Annotated in this window: 18 protein-coding genes; 15 read left to right on the plus strand and 3 right to left on the minus strand. The window is 44.7% G+C overall.

Annotation, left to right across the window (positions count from 1 at the left end; genetic code table 11):
• Positions 1-3 precede the first annotated feature (3 nt).
• The gene (locus ISR87_03475; GenBank protein MBL7024491.1) at positions 4-993 is read right to left on the minus strand and encodes an aldo/keto reductase; all 990 of its coding nucleotides are present in this window, start codon (positions 991-993) and stop codon (positions 4-6) included.
• Positions 994-1,154: 161 nt separating this feature from the next.
• On the opposite strand from ISR87_03475, the gene ISR87_03480 reads away from it, so the two are divergent.
• The 12 genes from ISR87_03480 to ISR87_03535 all read left to right on the plus strand — a co-directional run bounded on the left by ISR87_03480 (position 1,155) and on the right by ISR87_03535 (position 14,845).
• A complete protein-coding gene (locus ISR87_03480; protein ID MBL7024492.1) occupies positions 1,155-1,529 on the plus strand; it encodes a GntR family transcriptional regulator in 375 nt (124 codons plus the stop codon).
• Positions 1,530-2,396: an ABC transporter ATP-binding protein gene (locus ISR87_03485; GenBank protein ID MBL7024493.1), complete on the plus strand. Its 867-nt coding sequence runs from the start codon at positions 1,530-1,532 to the stop codon at positions 2,394-2,396.
• Positions 2,389-3,060: an ABC-2 transporter permease gene (locus tag ISR87_03490; protein ID MBL7024494.1), complete on the plus strand. Its 672-nt coding sequence runs from the start codon at positions 2,389-2,391 to the stop codon at positions 3,058-3,060. Before ISR87_03485 ends, ISR87_03490 begins: the two co-directional genes overlap by 8 nt.
• Before the next feature lie 181 nt (positions 3,061-3,241).
• Positions 3,242-3,733 (plus strand): hypothetical protein, encoded by a 492-nt coding sequence (locus ISR87_03495; GenBank protein ID MBL7024495.1) that lies wholly within the window; start codon positions 3,242-3,244, stop codon positions 3,731-3,733.
• A gap of 280 nt (positions 3,734-4,013) precedes the next feature.
• Positions 4,014-5,036, plus strand: a complete 1,023-nt coding sequence (locus ISR87_03500) for an NAD-dependent epimerase/dehydratase family protein (protein ID MBL7024496.1) — start codon at positions 4,014-4,016, stop codon at positions 5,034-5,036.
• Entirely contained in the window at positions 5,023-6,204 is a 1,182-nt protein-coding gene (gene kbl / locus ISR87_03505) for a glycine C-acetyltransferase (GenBank protein MBL7024497.1), read from the plus strand. The genes ISR87_03500 and kbl overlap by 14 nt, the downstream gene beginning before the upstream one ends.
• A gap of 139 nt (positions 6,205-6,343) precedes the next feature.
• Complete coding sequence (locus tag ISR87_03510; protein MBL7024498.1) at positions 6,344-6,841, plus strand: histidine phosphatase family protein; 498 nt, start codon at positions 6,344-6,346, stop codon at positions 6,839-6,841.
• A 7-nt stretch (positions 6,842-6,848) separates the two neighbouring features.
• Positions 6,849-7,805, plus strand: coding sequence for an exopolyphosphatase (locus ISR87_03515; protein MBL7024499.1), 957 nt, complete (start codon positions 6,849-6,851; stop codon positions 7,803-7,805).
• A gap of 10 nt (positions 7,806-7,815) precedes the next feature.
• Complete coding sequence (locus ISR87_03520; protein MBL7024500.1) at positions 7,816-10,677, plus strand: FAD-binding oxidoreductase; 2,862 nt, start codon at positions 7,816-7,818, stop codon at positions 10,675-10,677.
• 233 nt (positions 10,678-10,910) lie between these two features.
• A complete protein-coding gene (locus ISR87_03525) occupies positions 10,911-12,161 on the plus strand; it encodes a tetratricopeptide repeat protein (GenBank protein ID MBL7024501.1) in 1,251 nt (416 codons plus the stop codon).
• Between the two features lie 139 nt (positions 12,162-12,300).
• On the plus strand, positions 12,301-12,690 hold the full coding sequence (locus tag ISR87_03530) for a BlaI/MecI/CopY family transcriptional regulator (protein ID MBL7024502.1): 390 nt from the start codon (positions 12,301-12,303) through the stop codon (positions 12,688-12,690).
• Positions 12,683-14,845, plus strand: a complete 2,163-nt coding sequence (locus ISR87_03535) for a M56 family metallopeptidase (GenBank protein MBL7024503.1) — start codon at positions 12,683-12,685, stop codon at positions 14,843-14,845. The genes ISR87_03530 and ISR87_03535 overlap by 8 nt, the downstream gene beginning before the upstream one ends.
• A 69-nt stretch (positions 14,846-14,914) precedes the next feature.
• On the opposite strand, the gene ISR87_03540 is transcribed toward ISR87_03535, so the two are convergent.
• Both ISR87_03540 and ISR87_03545 read right to left on the minus strand, forming a co-directional pair.
• Complete coding sequence (locus ISR87_03540; protein MBL7024504.1) at positions 14,915-16,330, minus strand: DASS family sodium-coupled anion symporter; 1,416 nt, start codon at positions 16,328-16,330, stop codon at positions 14,915-14,917.
• 161 nt (positions 16,331-16,491) lie between these two features.
• On the minus strand, positions 16,492-17,409 hold the full coding sequence (locus ISR87_03545) for a histone deacetylase (GenBank protein ID MBL7024505.1): 918 nt from the start codon (positions 17,407-17,409) through the stop codon (positions 16,492-16,494).
• A gap of 133 nt (positions 17,410-17,542) precedes the next feature.
• Between ISR87_03545 and ISR87_03550 the strand changes: the two genes are divergently transcribed.
• The 3 genes from ISR87_03550 to ISR87_03560 are packed head-to-tail and all read left to right on the plus strand — an operon-like array spanning position 17,543 to position 20,645.
• On the plus strand, positions 17,543-18,160 hold the full coding sequence (locus ISR87_03550) for a TetR/AcrR family transcriptional regulator (protein ID MBL7024506.1): 618 nt from the start codon (positions 17,543-17,545) through the stop codon (positions 18,158-18,160).
• Positions 18,157-19,596 carry a TolC family protein gene (locus tag ISR87_03555; protein MBL7024507.1) on the plus strand — a complete coding sequence of 480 codons (1,440 nt, stop codon included), beginning with the start codon at positions 18,157-18,159 and terminating at the stop codon, positions 19,594-19,596. The genes ISR87_03550 and ISR87_03555 overlap by 4 nt, the downstream gene beginning before the upstream one ends.
• Complete coding sequence (locus ISR87_03560; GenBank protein ID MBL7024508.1) at positions 19,596-20,645, plus strand: efflux RND transporter periplasmic adaptor subunit; 1,050 nt, start codon at positions 19,596-19,598, stop codon at positions 20,643-20,645. Before ISR87_03555 ends, ISR87_03560 begins: the two co-directional genes overlap by 1 nt.
• Positions 20,646-20,648: the final 3 nt, after the last annotated feature.

Here is a 20,648-nt window from a genome sequence, read left to right on the forward strand (position 1 = left end):
GAATCAAAATTGAGGGGGTGGGGCTGGTTTGTTTTCCAGAACCGCTTCAATCTTTTCCATCACCTCAGGTGTCAAAGCCGGCAAGGCATCCAATGCTTTTAAATTTTCAGTTAGTTGGGACATTTTTGAAGCTCCCAGAATAACTGTGCTCACGTTGGGATTGGCAGCACACCAGGCCAATGACATATTTGTCAGCGAGTGACCAATATCCTTGGCTATTCCCTGGAGTTTTACGGCTTTCTGAATTTTTGCCTGACCCTCCGGCGATTCAACCATTCTTTTCAACCAGCCATAACCAGGTAGATTGACTCTGGCGTCATCAGGAATCCCATCGCTGTATTTTCCAGTAAGTAGCCCAGAGGCCAGGGGTGACCAGATGGTTGTCCCCAGACCGATCTCTGTATAGAGCCGACGGTAATCCGATTCAACAAAATCCCGACGAAACATATTGTATTCAGGTTGCTCCATAGTTGGGGGGATCAATCCATATTGCCGGGCAACGCCATAGGCTTCCATGATTTGCTGTGCACTCCATTCGGAAGTTCCCCAATAAAGAACCTTGCCCTGATGAATAAGATCAGTCATGGCACGTACTGTTTCCTCAATGGGTGTTGATTCATCGGGTCGGTGACAGAAAAACAGATCGAGATAGTCTACCTTTAGTCTGCCCAGGGCAGCATGACAGGCATCGGTAAGGTGCTTTCGGCTCAAACCCCTCTGCGTGGGAAGCTGCCCTCCCCAGAATGCCTTAGACGAAACGATAAAGGTATCTCTGCTCCAGCCCAGTTTCTTCAAGGCATCACCCATGATCTCCTCAGAAGCACCATTTGCATAAACTTCTGCATTGTCAAAAAAGTTTACTCCTGCATCATACGCAGTCCTCATCATTTCCTCTGCCTGTGAAAGATCAACCTGGGCTTGAAAGGTGACCCATGAACCAAATGAAAGTGTGCTCACTTTTAAACCTGAGCTTCCTAAACGCCGATATTCCATATTCAATTCCTCTTTTTTTTCGATAAGTAATGTAGGGCAAAGAATAATAGTGGTACTTCATATTCCAAGCCTAAGAAATGAAAAAAATGCTTGCACATCAAAATTTAAAAGATCATATTGTATATATATGATATGAACAGTATTAACAAGAGACATTCTCAATGAAAATTATTATCTCAAATGCCGATCCAACGCCGATTTATGAACAAGTCGTGAGGCAGATCCAGAAACAGATAATTGCTGGAACCCTACCTCCTGGCTATGCATTGCCATCCATTCGGAGGCTTGCTGTTGATCTACAGATCAGTGTCATCACAACCAAACGGGCCTATGATGAACTGGAAAGAGATGGATTTATCAACACAGTAGGTGGAAAGGGTAGTTTTGTCGCTGAACAGAGCCAGGAATTGCTTACGGAGAAGAAAATGAGAGAGGTAGAAAAAATTCTGTCCCAGGCAGTTAAAGAAGCCAGGTCACTGGGCATCAAACTTGGAGACATGCATGTCATGCTTGATCTTATTTATGGAGGTGAATAGATGAATGCTCTGCACATCACGGGACTGACAAAATCTTTTTCAAGGTTCTCACTTCAAAATATTAACCTGGAACTCCCTCAGGGATATATCATGGGACTGGTGGGGAAGAATGGTGCTGGAAAAACGACCCTATTTAAGACCATCATGAACCATTTGCTAAAACATTCGGGTGAAATAAAAATCTATGGGTTAGACAATCAGACGGAGGAAGCCCAGGCCAAATTGCAGATAGCCTACATCGCAGACAGTCCCATTGATGCAGGTGTGAATTCACTACTAACCCAGAAAAAGTCATTTGCTTCAGTCTATTCGGATTGGGATGAGGAAAAATTCCAATCTCTCATGGAAAAATTCAAACTTGATCAAAAAACCAAGATCAAGAACCTCTCAAAGGGTATGAAAGTGAAATTTAGCATCGCTCTTGCGCTATCACATAATGCCCGATTAATTCTTTTAGATGAGCCGACTGCAGGTCTCGATCCAGTTGCCCGACGAGAGGTGATGACGCTCTTGCAACAGGAGCTCCAGGACGAAACTAAATCAATATTATTCTCAACCCATGTGACCTCTGATCTGGATGGAATTGCAGACTACCTGACCATCATTGACCAGGGACAAATCCTCATGAGTGAGAATCGAGAGATAATTAGCGACAAGTGGCGAATATTGAAATTGGTAGATCTTCCTGCAAGCGTCTCTTCCATGGATGTTGTCCGAGGGATAATACCGACTTCGTTTGGGTATTCTGTGCTCACATCAGATTTTGATAAACTTGGTGGACTCCTGCCCGAGGATACCCCCACCGCAATACCAAATTATGAAGATATTATGATTCACATGGTGAAAGGAGATTCAAAAGATGTATGAAATTATCAAACGGGACTGGATACTATTCAGACAGAAATTTTTATTCTTGATTCCAATATTCTCCATAAGCCTAATCCTGCTATATCCAAAAGCTGACGAAGGATACTTTGTTATTGGTGTGCCTGTCGCATTCATTTTTTCGGTATTCATATTTATACAGGATGATAAAAGCATTCAAGAGTTATTGAGTATGCCATTCAGTCGAAATGGAATTGCCAGAGGTCGATTCATGTCAGGTTGGGTTTTTATGGGTGCTGGAATTGCATATATCATTGTTCTGGGGCTTTGCCTGGGACTTGTATACCCCCATGCCTTCTCCGCTTTCTTTCATCATCTTGACTTGAATACCCTATTTATCTATCTCTGGTTCCTCACAGCCCTGACAGTTATCGCCTATCCTGTGTTATTCATGTTTATTGGCAAGGGTGTGCAAGCTCTTTTGATTTTTATGCTGGGATTGAACGTCCTTTTAGGAATTTATTTCCTCCTGCGCTTTAATGCTGCTGGTCCGGATTTATTTGGGGGCCTTAAATCAATTATTCTCTATTTGCAGGCCTATCATTCCGGCCCACTAAAATATCTTAACAGCACAATGACTCTTCTCCTGATAAATGGTATTAACCTCAAACTCTGCGAAAAAATTTTTTCTCGGAAAGAATTTTAGCCATAAAATTGCCATCAGATGTTTTAATAGAAGCGGATTTAAGGTATACACCAGAAATAGGCATGATTTCTGCTTTTCACTTGACTTGGGTGCGGCAAACGCTATTTTTTTCGAAAGTTAATATCGTGTGACTTACATCCATCAGATCACACATCACGCTTTCCACTTAAAGGGGTATAAAATGAGCAAATTCATGACACTTTCAATTTTACTTGCTTCTCTTCTTCTAGGGTCTTGCTCAACTATGAGCTTCATTCCCACTGAAGGTGGCGCAGCAAAATTTAACCTTGCAACTGTAGAGTATGTTCAGGCTCAAGGTGAGGCTCAAAAAGAGGCTTTGGTCTCAGACCTTGCCGGCAGTTTGAGTGCTGTCCTGGACTCTGTGCTGATGGAAGATCGGGCAGCAATACTGGCCATGACTGCCCAGCTAGATTCTCTTAATTCCCTCATGCTTGAGTTCACTGCACAAATGGACTCATCTCAGATGTATGTTGATAAATCAATCAATACCATGCAGAAAGAACTGACGACTGTAAAAACAAATGCCTCCAGCACGCGCATGGTTATCCGTCGCATCAATGACAATATTGATAATCTTCCCAAAAAGGCACTTGAAACCTTTAACGAAGCTATTGATGAGTACTTGAAAAAGGACGAAGCCCCAACCGAATAAGCTTCCCCTTTTTTGAAATCAGATATTTTAAGTCCCCTCGCTGAATTACAGCAGGGGGCTTTTTTATTCTATTTATCCGCCTTCGCAGAAAACCACATGCACGCGGTTGGATAAATGCAAAAGGGTTTTCCGCTTGGGAGCGATGTTGAGATTCCCAGTGGGCGGATAACGGCGGCGAAGTTCCGAAGGTCGGAACGAAGACAAGCTATGGACAAGACCCGGGGCATGCTTCGGGGGATACATTCTCAAGTCATGAGAACAAGAGTTCTGGAGAAGGCAAATGCGTAAATCGATTATTTTAATTTCAGGTGTAAATGGTGAAATCGGTCATGGACTGGTTAGGTCTCTGTATAATCAGGGCATCAGAAATCTCATTGGCATTGATCTTAATATGGCTGATGAGTTTGTGCTGGAACGAACTGAGGATTGCCTCATTGGAAATATTCTGGACCGCAACCTCCTGGAGCGGATCAATGCTCAATATCAGATAGAAGCCATTTACCATATGGCCGCTCTATTAAGCACCAGGGCGGAATTTTCACCGGTGATCGCCCACGAAGTGAATGTGGATGGGACCCTGAACCTCCTGGATCTCGCCATGGAACAAGCCCAAAGCCACGGTCAGCCTGTTAAATTTTTCTTCCCCAGCTCTATTGCAGTTTATGGTATCCCCAGCCTTGAAGAAAAAACCGCAGTAGGAGCCGTTCGCGAGGATGATTATCGTCATCCCCAAACCATGTACGGCTGTAACAAACTCTACTGTGAAAGCCTGGGAGATTACTACAGCCACTATTACAAAAGACTCTCCACTACAGACACAGCAGGCTTGGTTGATTTTAGAAGCATTCGATTCCCCGGAATCATCAGTGCTCACACCCTCCCAGCAGGAGGGACCAGTGATTACGCTCCTGAAATGATTCATGCCGCTGCAAAGGGGGAAAAATATAGCTGTTTTGTGAGGGCAGATGCGACTATCCCCTTTATGACCATGAGTGATGCCATTGTAGCCATCGAAATGCTCATGGCAGCACCGAAAGATGCTTTAACCCAGATGGTTTACAATGTGAAAGCCTTCAATCCCTCAGCAGGGGAGTTTTTATCCAAGGTTAAATTGTATTATCCAAATGCTAATATAGATTTTGTTATCAACGATAATCGTCAATCCATTATCGACAGCTGGCCAGCAGATATTAATGACGATCAGGCCAGAGCAGACTGGGGTTGGTCTGCCAATCATGATCTGGATACAGCCTTTTCAGAATATTTAATGCCTGAGATCAGGAGCCGTTATGAACACAACTAAAACCCGTCTAATAAATGAACTAAACGAGATCAAAGCAGCAGGCCTCTTCAAAGCTGAACGAGTTATTGAGTCACAGCAAAGTGCTGAAATTCAGGTTGGGGGGGCATCTGTTCTGAATTTTTGTGCCAACAACTATCTGGGTCTGGCCAATCATCCCCGCTTAATAAAGGCTGCTCAAAACGGACTTGATAAATGGGGATTTGGCCTGAGTTCAGTAAGATTCATATGTGGTACCCAAAGTATCCACAAAGAGCTGGAGGGCAAAATAGCCGACTTCCTGGGGCTGGATGATGCCATCCTCTATAGTTCCTGCTTTGATGCCAATGGTGGGCTTTTTGAGACCATTCTGGGGCCAGAGGACGCCATTATTTCAGACCAGCTCAATCACGCTTCTATTATTGATGGTATTCGGCTCTGCAAAGCAAAGCGATATCGCTATGCCAACGACAACATGGACGAATTGGAAGCCATCTTGAAAGAATCCCAGGATGCCCGAACACGTCTCATATCCACAGATGGTGTTTTTTCAATGGATGGTTATGTGGCACAGGTGGATAAGATTTGTGATCTTGCAGAAAAGTATGATGCCCTCGTTCATGTTGATGATTCACATGCCACCGGATTTTTTGGTCCCAATGGAAGAGGCTCCTACGAATTTCGTGGTGCCATGGGACGTGTAGATATCATCACCTCTACTCTGGGGAAGGCCATGGGGGGAGCCAGTGGAGGTTTTACAGCAGCCCGCCAGGAAATTGTCGATATGTTAAGACAGCGCTCAAGACCATACTTGTTCAGCAATACATTGGCACCTGCTATCACCGCAGCCAGCATTGCAGTCATTGACCTCCTCTCTGAATCTTCAGATTTACGTCAGAAACTGGAGGAGAATACACGCTACTTTAGAGAGCAAATGACTGCTGCAGGATTCGATATAAAAGCTGGGGAACATCCCATCGTTCCCATCATGTTTGGGGATGCCAAGCTGGCTTCTGATATCGCTGCAGCCATGCTGGAAAAGGGCATCTATGTCATTGGCTTTTCCTTCCCTGTTGTACCCAAGGGAGAAGCCAGAATTCGAACTCAAATAAGCGCCGCCCACACCAGAGAGCATCTGGATCGGGCCATCAAAGCCTTTGCTGAAGTCGGCAAAAAATTTGGGGTAATTTAATTCGTGTTTATTGCGGTAGGGTGGTAGCATGCTACCACCCTACCACAAACAGATCAATTCATCATTTACCTGAAAAACTAACTAACAGTTCCTAGCAGTTTATGCTATGTTTTAGCCTGATATGTTAGGACTCAGGACTATGAAAAAATTATATATTATCAGGCATTCCAAGGCAGTTGAAATAGCGCCCGACCATTCTGATTTTAATCGGTGTTTAGCTGAATATGGCATCGAAAAAGCGAATATCATTGCCAACCATCTTGCCCAGGATCTAGCTGAGGTTGACCTCATCCTTTCTAGTCCAGCATGCCGGGCCCTTGAAACTGCTGAAATCTTTGCTGAAAAATTAAATTACCCTACCACCGATATCGTCCAGCTACAACCTCTCTATCATTTCGGGGGAATTGACCAGGCGATTGATATCATTTCACACGTTGATGATCAAGTGGAAACCCTGATGCTTTTTGGGCACAATCCAACCTTCAATGCCTTGTCCTGGAACTTATGTAACGCGTTTCGTGATGGCATGCCAACCTCATCAGTTGTCGGTATCACCTTCAACACCAGAAGCTGGGCTAAGGCTATCAAAAAAGGTGGTAAATTGCTCACCTATCTGACAAAAAAGAACCTGGGCTAAATCGTAGATGGCCAAATCGTCCAAGAAATTTCGTGTGACAAAAAGAGACCCTGACCTTGATTGGGTCCCAGACTCTGAGCAAAAATATGCGGCCATCGATATTGGCTCCAATGGGGTCCGCCTCCTCTTATCTAAAGTGTTAACCACAGGGGCACATTGCGTATTCGCCAAGGAATCCCTGGTGCGAATGCCCATTCGTCTGGGGTCCGATGTTTTTAGGGATGCCGTCATTTCTCCCCACAAGGAGGAGCAACTGGTTTCCACCCTCATCGCCTTTTCTCATCTATTAAAAGCTTACGAACCGATGGACTATAGGGCCTGTGCAACCTCAGCCATGCGCGAGGCCAAGAATGGAGCCAGAATAGCAGCTCGAATTCGAGAGGAAAGTCAGCTCAACCTTGAGATTATTGATGGCGGGGTTGAGGCTGAAATGATATTTGCTTCCCATATCGCTGAAACACTCCAACCTGACCGGGCCTATCTCTACATTGATGTGGGAGGTGGAAGCACTGAATTGACCATTTTTGCCAGGAGTGAGCGCGTGATTTCACGGTCCTTTCCCATTGGCTCTGTGCGTTTATTGAATAGACGAGTAGCTCAGGATATCTGGGATGATATGCAAGCCTGGGTATTGGAATACCGCCCGGTTGATATTCAGCTAAGTGCCATTGGCTCAGGGGGTAACATGAATAAAATTCTCAGACTGTCCCGCAGTAAAATTGATCAGCCAGTGAGTTTTACAGAATTAATTGAGATTGATGCCATGCTCAATTCATATACCATTGAAGAACGTATTAGAATATTGCATCTCCGGCCAGACCGAGCAGATGTTATTGTTCATGCTTCAAAAATATTCAAATCCATCATGCAGTGGGGTGATATTGATGAAATATTTGTCCCCCAATTTGGACTGGCTGATGGATTGGTGCATCACATGCACGATGAATATGTAAAAAATAAATAGGGGAGAACTGATGGAATCTGATATACCTACGCTGGATATATTACAAACCATCCTGCCAAAGGGTCGGATAAAGACACGACTAATCGATCGTCATAGTTTTGCCAGAGATGCCAGCTTTTATCGACTGATTCCAAAAGCTGTTGTACAACCGGCGAATGAAAAAGAAATCATCGACCTCTTTGCATATTCTCAAAAAACCAAGATACCCCTCGTATTCAGAGCCGCCGGAACCTCTCTCTCAGGCCAGTCCATCACGGATGGCATTCTGGTGGAAGTGAGCAGGAATTGGCAGGAATTTTTCTTCGATGAAGAGCAGGGAACCATTCACCTGGAGCCTGGCTTGATTGGAGGACAGGTCAATCGACGGCTGGCACCATATGGTCGTAAAATTGGACCGGATCCCGCCTCCCTGGATGCCTGCATGATTGGTGGAATCATTGCCAATAATGCCAGTGGGATGTGCTGTGGTGTCAAGGATAATGCCTATCATACCATGGATTCAGTGCGATTTATACTACCCAATGGCCAGACCTATGATACCCTGGATAAAAATAGTGATGACAAACTCTTAAAGCAGGCGCCTGAAATTCATCAGGGTCTACAGAATCTCAGGCAGCGTGTCCTCGCTGACAAGAAACTCTATAAACGTGTGAGAGATAAATATACTCGCAAGAACACCCAGGGATATTCTCTGAACGCTCTCATCGACTATGAAAAACCGATTGATATACTGAGTCACCTGTTGGTGGGCTCCGAAGGAACACTGGGATTCATATCAAAAGTCCGTCTGAAAACGCTTGAGGACCATCCCCATAAATCTGCTGCCTTACTCTTTTTCAAAGATATCCGGTCAGGTACAGAGACAGTCATCCCTCTGGAAGAGGCTGGGGCTCAGGCTCTGGAACTCATGGATAGGGCAGCGCTCAGATCCATTCAGGATGAACCGGGAATGCCTGAAGAAATTAAAAGCCTCCCTGAAGCGTCTGCTGCTTTGCTCTGTGAATTTCAAGCACGAGATGTCCAGGAATTATCCAGGAAGGTTGAAGCAGGTCTCAAATCTCTGAAGAAAGCAAAATTGATACATCCAGCCAAATTCACACAGGATGAAACAACCCGTTTACTATACTGGAAAATTCGAAAGGGCCTGCTGCCCTCAGTTGGCGCCGTAAGGAAATCTGGAACCACTGTTATAATTGAGGATGTCTGTTTCCGCTTAAAAGATCTGGCTGATGCAACGCTGGAACTTCAGGGACTGTTCAAAAAACATGGCTATACAGATGCCATCATTTTTGGTCATGCGAAGGATGGGAACCTCCATTTTGTCATCTCTCAAACCTTTGCTGATGCTGCTGGCATAGATCAGTATGAAAATTTTATCAAGGATGTCGTCCATATGACCGTAGGCACCTACGATGGTGCATTGAAGGCTGAACATGGCACTGGTCGCAATATGGCGCCATTTCTTGAAACAGAGTGGGGAGAGGTTGCAGTAGCAATAATGCAGGATCTTAAAGCGCTCATTGATCCGGATTTACTTTTAAATCCAGGGGTTATCATCAGTGACGATCCTGATATCTATCTCAAAAATATCAAACCGACACCAAGCGTAGAAGCTGTGGTTGACAAATGCATTGAATGTGGGTTTTGTGAAACCTGGTGTCCTTCAAAAGACGTGAGCATGACACCCCGTCAGCGCATTGCCACCTGGCGTGAAATTCAATATCTGCAGGGGGGCGATTTTACGGATCGGGAAACAGCTCAGGTTCTGCTTAAGGACTATGCCTTTGAGAGTGTTGACACTTGTGCGGTGGACGGTTTATGCGCCCTGGGATGTCCGGTAAAAATAGATACTGGAGATTTAACCCGTCACTTCAGAAAAGAGAGTCACGGTTTAATCAGTCGTCGGATTGCCTGGTGGACAGTAAAGTATTTTAGTTTTGTGGTGGAGATGATCAGGCTGGGTCTCAATCTGGTGACTCCCATTGCCAGGTTTGCAGGTAGCCAAAGAATTGTGTCCTTCTCCATGAAACTTCATCGATGGAGTGGGGGCAGAATTCCCGTCTGGCACAAATTCATGCCAACTGGTGGAAAAGGATTGCCAGTGATCAGGATTAAGAATTCTGAAGAAAAAGAAGAAATGGTTTACTTCGCTTCTTGTCTCAATCGAGGGATGAACAAAACTCCTGGCGAAACCAACAAATTGAGTACTGCAGAAGCCTTTATTCAACTTTTACAGGAGGCAGGTATACATCCGATTTATCCAGACCATCTGGAAGACCTTTGCTGTGGAACCCCTTATTCATCCAAGGGTTTTGATAAAGCTTACAAACTCATGGCCGAAAATACGGTACGTTCCCTGTGGAAGACCTCTCAACATGGCAAGTTGCCCATTGTGGTGGATACCTCGCCCTGTACCTACAAAATGCTGCATTATGATACAATCCTTGAAGGTGAGCATTTGGAGCACTGGAAAGCTCTCAGAATAATTGATGTGATCGCTTATTTAAATGATGCGATCATCCCACGTCTGGATCTAAAATTCAAAACGGATAAAATTATTTTACATCCAACTTGTTCATCACGGAAAATGGGTCTGGAAGGCAAAATGCTGTCGATTGGCCAGGCTTGTGCAGAAGAAACCGTTATCCCTGAGGATGTGGGGTGCTGCGGGTTTGCCGGAGATCGAGGTTTTCTGGTGCCAGAACTCACCGAGCATGCAACCCGGGATGAAGCCACTCAGGTTCGCACTCACCAGGGTGTAAATGGCCATTACTCCACATCAAGGACCTGTGAGATGGGCATGTCAAATGCCACGGATGAGAGCTATTCATCACTTGTTCATCTCGTACACACCGCTGTTTTTCAGAGATGAGTATGCCTACGATCTAAGCAAATGTAATTGTGGTCCCATTGTTTCTCAAAACCATCCAAGACACTATTCTACTACACAAGTAGTAGAATAGGATTGCTTCCTTGAATCTGTAAGCTATTTTATTACAAAATATAGAAACAAAAGGACCTAAGCTTTTACTGTCCATTATTACTGCGAGAATGTGATCGGAACTACCACCTGCACTTGAGCAGGTAAGTCGTGAGGAGGGGGAATTGTCAAGACTATTATTCGTACTAACTCTATCAGCCATTAGTATTCATGCAACAACGAGCGAAATTGAGAGCACCTTGCTTGAAAAATTGTTCGCACGAGATTATGAGTATGTAATCCTTGAGACAGAGAAATTGCTCTCCATCGATAGTACGGATGCATCCGCTATGGCTTTTCAGGCAAGTGCATTGTTTTATATGGGGCAAACAATCAAGGCTTTACAAGTGTTTGAGGAGGCATACAATCTTGATCCCCAATCAACCGAAATTGGCTATCGATATGCAACTATCCTAAAAGAAATAGGATATACAACAAAAGCCCGAGAGGTGTACCAGCGTTTGTTTCTGAAAGATTCAACAGATATTTCTATTGTTCGTCCCTATGCTAAAATCACCTATGAATCTGGTGAATATGGTGCCGCAAGTAATCTATACAAAACTATTATCTCCCACTATCCACAGGATTTTTCCAGCCAGAGAATGTTGGCGAAGTGCTTTATGAATACGGGTGAACCTGAACTGGCATCGCATCACTATGAACAGGCACTTCGGTTATCTCCAGATAACGCGAATATTATATATGACTTTGCTCGACATGAATATTCCCAGAACCATCTAGACCAAGCATTAGATCTCATCGATAAGGCAGATAGGAAGACACGCAGCTCCACCAAATTCATGTTACTAACAGCCGATATTCACTTTAAGAAGAAAGAGTATATACTGGCGATCCCATTCTACAATAGACTATGGCTTTCTGGATTCAAGTCTGAGGATGTTTTTAAAAGAATGGGATATGCCTACTACACGATTGCGGCTTACCCACGGGCACTAGAACTTTTTCAAGAAGCGCTTGCTATGGGTGACACAGATGCAGCCACTTATTATTACATTGGTAAATGCTATGAGAGCGAGAAGCAATATGATGCGGCTATCGAGTCCTATAAAGAGTCGATAGAACGCTTACAGCCAAATTATTTGATGGACCTGTATCATAGCATGGGTAGTATTTATTCATCAAGAGAAGATTTTCCAAATGCCATTGAGTTCTATAAAAAGGCTTTAGAGCTGAATCCAAATTCATTACTCCTCAACTATTTTTTAGCAGATGCATATGATAGTTATTACGAGGATAAATCGGTAGCCCTGGAGTACTATAAAAGGGCAGCTACCGATTCGATCTCCCCCAGCATTGATGATTTCATCAAAGATCGAATCAAGAAAATATCAGAAGTATTATTTCTAAAGCAGTAATTTTACACCTCTGAACCAGCGCCATAGGCTTGATGGTTTAACAAAAATTATTTTTCCAGTGCTTATTGCCTTAGATAGAAAAACACTTTGAAGAATGTAAATCATTCATATATTACTACAAACGTAGGAGGGTGGCGATATGAGTAGTAAGACAAGTCTGGATGCATTAAGTCAATTTGAGTGGCTCATCATGAATCACCTGTGGATCAATGACAAAGCTTCGGCGCGTGAGGTCATGGAGTCAATGCCAGAAGAGGCCCAGCGGGCTTATACCACCATCCAAACCTATTTGGAGCGCTTGGTGGACAAGGGCTATCTGGCCAAGGAAAAAATTGGGATGGTGAATTTCTACACCACCCAGGTGCCCAGGGAAGAGGTCGTGGATGGCGCTACCAATAGCTTTATCGAGCGGGTTTTCCAGGGCTCAGGGTCAAGCCTGGCTGCCTATCTCCTCAAAAACAAGTCCCTGAATCCAGACGATCTCCAAAAGATAAAAGACATATTGGAGAAAGGAGAAGACCATGATTGACCAACTGATTCATATCCTGATTCAATCGTCATGGCAAATTCTCGTTTTATCCATCATCGTCTGGCCTCTAAGCAGATTAAGCATTAAAGCCTATCCAAATTTTGCCTACATCCTTTGGGTGGTCATCCTGATCAAAGCATTGATCCCGATTAATATTACGCTGCAATCACAGCAAATACCGGTGGTTTTACTTTCTCCAGTTATCACTGGACAATTCATCCAGGAAACGACTGTTTCTTCAACCAGTAGTATTTCCGTCAACACCATACTTGCCACACTCTGGGGTTTGGGGGTTCTATTGCTGGGAATGAAGCTCTTTCTGGCAGAATATGCACATCGAAAACGCATGCGAATGGCTGAAGAGGTGACCCCAGAAGCCTGGTTCGAGGAGATGAAAACTGACCTGGGATTAACACAACACATCCATCTATATATAAATGAGAAAATTCAATCCCCTCTGATGCAGGGACTGTGGAATGTCCGCATTTATTTGCCCCAGGAATACCAATCCTGGACACGTGATGAAAAACAAAGTGTCCTGGCTCATGAACTCACCCATGTACGACGTCTTGATATCCTGGTCATTTATCTCCAGGCCATTGTTAAAACGCTGTACTTCTTTCATCCAGTAATTTGGCTGGTAAACGATCAAATCGATCTGGAACGGGAGAAAATTTGCGATGATGAAGCCATTGAGCTATCCAGTGCAGACCGTGGAGCCTATGGAGAACAGCTTTTCAGACAGCTATCCTTAGAGAAGGGTGAAAGAGCAGTGCCCGTCCTGGCTGGTGGCTTTTTCATGAGTGATAGCAGTATCATTAAACGCTTTAGATACATCAAAGAAAAGAGGGGAGACATGAAGGGGAAATTAAGAATATATCATATGCTGTTGATCCTGGTGGTTATCAGCTTGGCAGTGATTATCGCATGTTCTCAGGACTCAGAAAATGTGATTAACAATTCAAATTCAATTGCGAATGGAAGTGGAGAATTTGTTATAAATGGACTCATTTGGGATAGGGAGAAGCCTTACGCGATTATCAATGAGGATATTTATGGTGAAGGAGCTGAAATAGAGGGATACACAGTTTCCTCAATCTCAAAATCACGGATTGTGCTTATAAAGGGTGAAGAAGTCCTTCATTTAGAGATTCAACGTGAGCAAGAGGCAACTGAAGTACCTACTGAGACTCCACCTCGTCTTGAAGACAATGTAATTATTGCAACATTTGATGTCCCACCAGAACCAGTTGGAGGGTATGCGGCAGTTCAAGAAAATGTCCACTACCCAGAATTAGCCAGAGAAACCGGAATTGGTGGAACGACCATCGTTCAAGTAACCATCAGTGCCCAAGGTAAGGCAGAAGCCTCAATAGTACTCAAAAGTGCAGGTGATGCATCACTTGATTCGGCCGCGTTGGATGCAGTCATGGCAACAGAATGGTTACCTGCACAACAGGATGGGTCTCCAGTTGCAGTTCGAATAGCTATGCCCATCGTTTTCAGGCTAAAGGTTGGTGGAGAGGGACATTCAATTACTACAGCAAATACCATAGGTACGCGAGATTGGGATGTCTCGCCTCGTCCAAAAAATTTTAAAGCCATTAGTCAAAATATTATCTATCCGGAGCAGGCCAGAAAAGATGGTATTACTGGTACACTTACCATGCAATTTACCATTGATAAAAAAGGCAATCTCATTGACCCGATTGTGAAGAGTGGACCTGACCATGAAGCACTCAAACAGGCAGCCATCGTTGCCCTCAAATCTACTGAATGGATTCCAGCATCCAAAGGTGGTGAACCCATCTCTGCTACCATGGAAATGGGGATTGGGTTTGAACTGGATGCAGAGAAATCCGTAGATGCTGGAGTAGGGCTAAGACCTGTTGATGTGCTCCAAAAAATTCCCATTAAAATCGGCGGTCCAGATGCCAGGGAAAAAGCAACTAAGATATATTACGAATTCTATATCAATGACCAGGGTGAATTCGAAGCAGTTCGTGGTTCAAATACCAATAGCGAAGAATGGGTTGCGGTGAATTATAGTGTTCTAGATAAATGGATGAAGACAAAATGGGTTGCAGTTCCCGAAGGAGCAGAGTTAAAAGCCCAATGGGTAAAGATACCCCTGGATATCACCTTCATTGACTAGATAACTAGTAATAATTGTGTAAGCAATCATGTAGGGGCGGATTACGATCCGCCCTTTTTTATATGCCAGCTATCCCAGCATCCAGAAGACCCAGACCACACCCAGAACAGGTCCAAGTATCCCCATTAAAAGACCACCTCTAACAAAATCAGTGGTTTTCAGATCACCTGTTGCGAAGGCAATGGCGTTTGGCGGGGTGGAGATGGGCAAACACATGGCTGAGGATGCACCCAGGGCTAATGGGATGACCACGATGGGTTCAAATCCAACAGCCACAGCAATACCCAGAGGAGCCAGGATATTTGTGGCGGCAGTATTGCTCATGAAATTTGATAGCAAGGTTGTTACATAGGCCAATACAAAAGCAATGGCCAGCAAACCCATGCTATCCATGGGGATGAGACCCAGCACCCAGGTGGCCAGACCACTTTTTTGAATTGCCACACCAAGGGACAGACCGCCAGCCATGAGCATCAACACATCCCATTGCAGGCGTCTCACTTCAGCCACATTCAAAATACCGGCAACAGCGAATACGGTGATGGGTATAAATGAAACCACAGCGGTGGGCATTCCATGTAAGGAGCTGGTCATCCACAATAATACAGTCAGCATAAACACGGGGAATACCAGGATACGTTTCCACATGGGCAGCAAGGAACCTGTTCTGGTTTCCCATTCCAGTCCACGGAGATCCAGGGTTTCAGAATTTGAGGGGTGGGCAAATCGTAAATAGAACCAGGCAATAAAAAACAGGACGATGGCCGGGGGAAGTCCCAACATCATCCAATCAATAAAGCTGATATTGTGAGATTCCTGTAGCAAACCTGCAACGATTGCATTGGGGGGACTTCCAATAATGGTTCCCATGCCACCCACATTGGCAGCGAAGGGTACACCAAGGAGCAGGACCTTGACGAAGGGATCTTTTTTGTCGATCCCGGCAATGACCGGCGCCATCACTGACATCATCATAGCCGTAGTTGCCGTGTTGGACATAAACATGGAAAAGATGAAGGTCAAACCCATGGCTCCCAGCAGCACATTGGAGGGACGAGACCCAAACCATTTTAAAACAAATCGAGCCATCATCCGATCCAGACCAGTGGTTTGAGCCGCCTGGCCTAACACAAAGCCACCCAGAAAGAGCCACATAATGGGACTGGACCAGGGATTCACAAACATCTGCCAATCCTTGGGACCAGTGGCATACACACCACCTGGTTTTCCGAGAATGAGAATTTCCAGCCCAATGATGAGTATGGCCACTGCGAATGCGGGAATGGCCTCTGTCATCCATAGCCCTGCTGCAAAAATGAGGATAAAGAGCGTCCACATGGCCGCGGGTTCTAAACCGGAATAGGAGGGGACGAAGGCGATCACAGCTGCAAAAAGTGCAGCCCCAATCATTTTTAAAAGACGTCCTCCTGAGGAAATTTGCAGTTTTCCCAGTACGCGCCCCGCCTGTCTTCTAGTATCTAGCATATTTTTCTTACCTAATTCCTGCTTTAGCTTATGCTATCTCTGGTCGTCATTGCGAAGGAGTGATAACGACTGCGGCAATCTCCGAATTCATGGATTGGGTATTGGCCGAGATCGCCGCGCTACGCTCGAGAAGACTGGTCACCTGGTATCGGGTTAATTCTTCATTCCCGCTCACGTTCAATAAGCACTTCAGCAACGGCTCGAGAACAATCAGCAAGATCTTTGAGATCATAACCTCCTTCAAGACCGACTAGTAGATGGGGCGTGATATCCAGACAGTAACGGGTAAACTCGGCAAAATGTTCAGGGAGGAGCAACATGCCACCCAGGGGATCATTTTTACTGGCATCAAATCCAGCACTAATGATCAATAATTCAGGTTCCCAGCTTTTCAAGAAAGGCAATACCTGTTTATCAAATGCGTCGAAATATTCGTATTTACCAGAACCCATGGAAAGGGGGATATTCAAAACATTGTTGAAATTACCGGTTTCATGATCAGCGCCAGTCCCTGGATAGTAGGGCCACTGATGGAGTGAACAATAAGCCAGATTGGGATCAGTTTCCAGAATATGCTGGGTTCCATTCCCATGATGCACATCCCAATCCAGAACCGCTACTCGATTGACACCTCTGACAGTCATGGCATAATTGGCTGCGATAGCACAATTGTTAAAGAGACAGAATCCCATGGCATGGTCACGCTCAGCATGGTGTCCCGGCGGACGGGATACCACAAATGAAGATTCCTTGTGGCCCACAATCCGATCAACTCCATCCAACCAGGCACCAGTGCTTTGGAGAGCGATATCATAACTCTCCGGGCTTACCGTGGTGTCTGGATCCAGACTGAAACCACCTCGTTCGGCGGTATTCCGCACATTAAGAATGTGAGCAGGGGTGTGAACTAGCTTTATCTCGTCAACATTGGCTCTGCGTGGTTCAATCCATTTTATCTGGTCCAGGGAATCACTTCTCCGTATTCCATCTGTGCAGGCTGATAACCGCTCGGGCCGTTCGGGGTGACCGAAACCCGTATCGTGTTGTAGGAATCTTTCGCTGGTAATAATATTTATCATGGCCAGAAAGATATTCAAATCTCATGCCTTGACCACCCGTATGTCAGTTGAAGTTCAAAATAGTTTCAAAAAAAGAACAAAGCCTCTTGCTATTATGACCCACAAGACTTATTTGTGACCCAGGAGTCATATTATGAATAATAGTTCAAAAAATACCGTTTTAAGTCGCAAGGAAAGAGACAAGCTCCGCAATAAGGAAGACATCCTGAAAGCTGCCGTTCATCTCTTCGCCCAAAAAGGATTTGCTGAAACAAAACTTGAGGATGTCGCTGCTCTGGCTGAGTTTGGCAAAGGTACCCTCTATAATTATTTTGAGAATAAGGATGATCTACTACTTTCAGCATTTGACTATGCTGTGGGGAATGTACTGGATTTCCTATACGATCAACTGTCTTCAGTTTGGGATCCTCTCGAGCGAATTCGCCTCATTGCAAATTCTCAATTTAACTACTATCGAAGCAATACCGATTTTATGAATGTGATTATGACAAATCATCAGGTGTTGATGAATCATGCCTGCAGTGCACAAGTCTTTGATCGCTTTCAGGATTTAAAAAAGTTGGTGACTATCGAAATGCAGGCTGCCATAGATGCAGGTCAATTGCGTCCAGGAAATGCACAGCACTATGCCAGCTATTTGAGTGGGATGATCCACGCACAGGTCCGTTCACTTAATGCAGGTGACATGCAGGTGGATGAAATGTACGCCGATGAAATTATGGATATTTTTTTAAATGGAGCCAAATCATGAATAAATATATGCTGACGCTGATCGTCAGCTTCAGTTTGATAATTTCAGTGAATGCTGAAACTATGGAGCTGGATATTGACCAGGCCGTCAAATTAGCATTGAAGAACAATGTCCAAATGCAGAATTCCAAAGAGGATCTCCTCAAGGCAAAGGCACAACGCAAGGAAGCCTTTTCGTCAGCCCTCCCGGTAGTCTCAGCTTTTGGTCAAGTATCCCATAGCTTTGCCATTGGTGCTCAGCCATTGTCATTCCCAGTCCCCTTTGGAGTTATAAATGCCAGCGGGAACCCCGTTGCGCTAACCGATAAATTCGGTAATCCGGTTCCCTTCATTGGAGCTGATGGTATTGCAGTGCCTGGGCAGAATTTGCAAATGACCGGCATCCAGATGGTTCCGCTTGAGATAGCGTTTGGATCAGATAATACCATGGTCTACGGTCTCAGTCTGACTCAACCCCTGTTTGAGGGGCGTGTTATTGCTGCAATCCGAGGTGCCAATGTTTACGGGGATCTGGCAACTTCTGCAGTTGATGTCACCCGTCTCGCTGTGATTGAGAACACCAAAAAGGCTTATTATGGTGTTTTGCTGGCCGATAGAATGGTGTCTGTCATGCAGAACTCATTGGAGGTCATGAAACGAAATCTGGCAAATGTGACTGCACTCTATGAACAGGGCAAGATAGCAGAGTTTGATGTGATTCGGGCGGATGTCCAGGTGGCAAATCAGACCACCATGGTCAGCAATGCTCGCAAGATGAAAGCGTTGGCCTATGCCGGGTTAAAACGCAGTTGTGGACTTGATATAGATCAGGAAATTGTGACGCAGGGAAAACTGCGGACCGAGATTGAGAGTGATCTGGATTTGGATGAATTGGAGCGGAAACTGCTATCCAATCAGCCCCTGCTTTCACAACTGGAAGCCAATGTCAGATTGATGAAAGAAAATATCCTCATGGTCAAGGCTGAATTTATGCCCTCTGTTGCATTAACAGGCTCTTACCAGGAGATGAAATCATATAATGACAATGGATTTGCTGACGCCAATTTTAATGAATCCTCATCCCTGGCTGTGGGTGTAAACATGCCAATTTTTAATGGATTTGGTTCAACTGCCAGGGTACAGAAAGCCAAAGCGGACCACAGGAAATCTGAATATCAGCAGCATGATATGAAGGAGAATTTACTCCTTGAATTAAAAAGTATTTACCTGAGCATCCAGGAGTCTGCCCGAAAAGTTGATGCTGGATTAAAAGGTGTGAAGCAGGCACACAAGGGTGTTGATATGGCACAAAGCCTCTTTCAACAGGGCATGGCCAGCCAACTGCAGGTTTTAGATGCCCAAAACGCCAGTGACCAGGCAGAACTTGGTCTTTATCAGGCATATTTTGAATATAACAGCGCTCGTGCTTCATTGGCACGTGCCCTTGGAGAAGAATAATGAAATCGATTAGGACATATTTACCCATACTACTTATCTCAGCAAGTTTGACGTTCCTGGCTAATTGCGGGGGTCAGCAGGAAGCAAAAGAAATTATAGAGACAAAAGTACCCGTTGCACTGGATACGGTTAGATATCAACCCTTTCAAATTGATTTCCACAGTATTGGTCGTGTTGTATCGGAGCATCAGGTCAATCTCTTATTCCAATCTGCAGGTCAAGTGGATACGGTTTGGGCAAATGTGGGTGATTATGTTTTTAAGGATCAACGTCTGGCAGGCATCAAGACCGATGTGTATTCTACCATGTATGCCCAGGCTAAATCCATGTACGAAAAAGCCAAACGTGATCTTGAAAGTTCCCAATCCCTGTTTAAGTCCAATGTGATTTCATCTGATCAATTTGAAATGGCAAGAATCGGTCTGGATAATGCCAGAGCTGCCTATACACAGGCTAAGAATTCAATGGACAATACTATTTTGAGAGCACCATTCAGTGGCTGGATTGTGGCTAAGAATTTGAATATCGGTGATCTGGTATCTCCAGGTGGTGCCATGCAGCCACCCATGGTATTAGCTGATATGAGGCATCTAAAGCTCATTGTTCCCGTCCCAGAGGCACGCATAGGTCAAATCAGAAATGGCCAGTTTGCCCAGATCAAATTTAAAACCTTCCCGGATCGGATATTTGAGGGAGCCGTGCTCCGTATTGGCATGGCTCCCAAAAACATGTCCAACAATTTTGATGTTGAAGTTCGAATGTCAGGCGATATGAGTGGTATGAAATTGGGTCTGGTTGGCGATGTCCGTATTGTACAGGAATACTATGAAAAAGCTTTGGTGCTACCCCTCAATCTGATCCAGGATGATGGAACCAAGAAATTCATATTCCTTGAGAAAGATGGTCGTGCAGTGCGGAAAGAGATCCGTATTCGCGCGCTTTCAGGATCACGAGTATTTATTGATGCCGAAGTTGTCCCTGGTGATGTACTCATTGTCAAAGGACACAATGATGTCAAAGATGGTGTTCTTCTGGATATCGTGGAGTAGGGA

The sequence above is a fragment of the Candidatus Neomarinimicrobiota bacterium genome (genome assembly GCA_016784545.1).
Lineage (GTDB): Bacteria > Fidelibacterota > UBA8477 > UBA8477 > JABMPR01 > JABMPR01.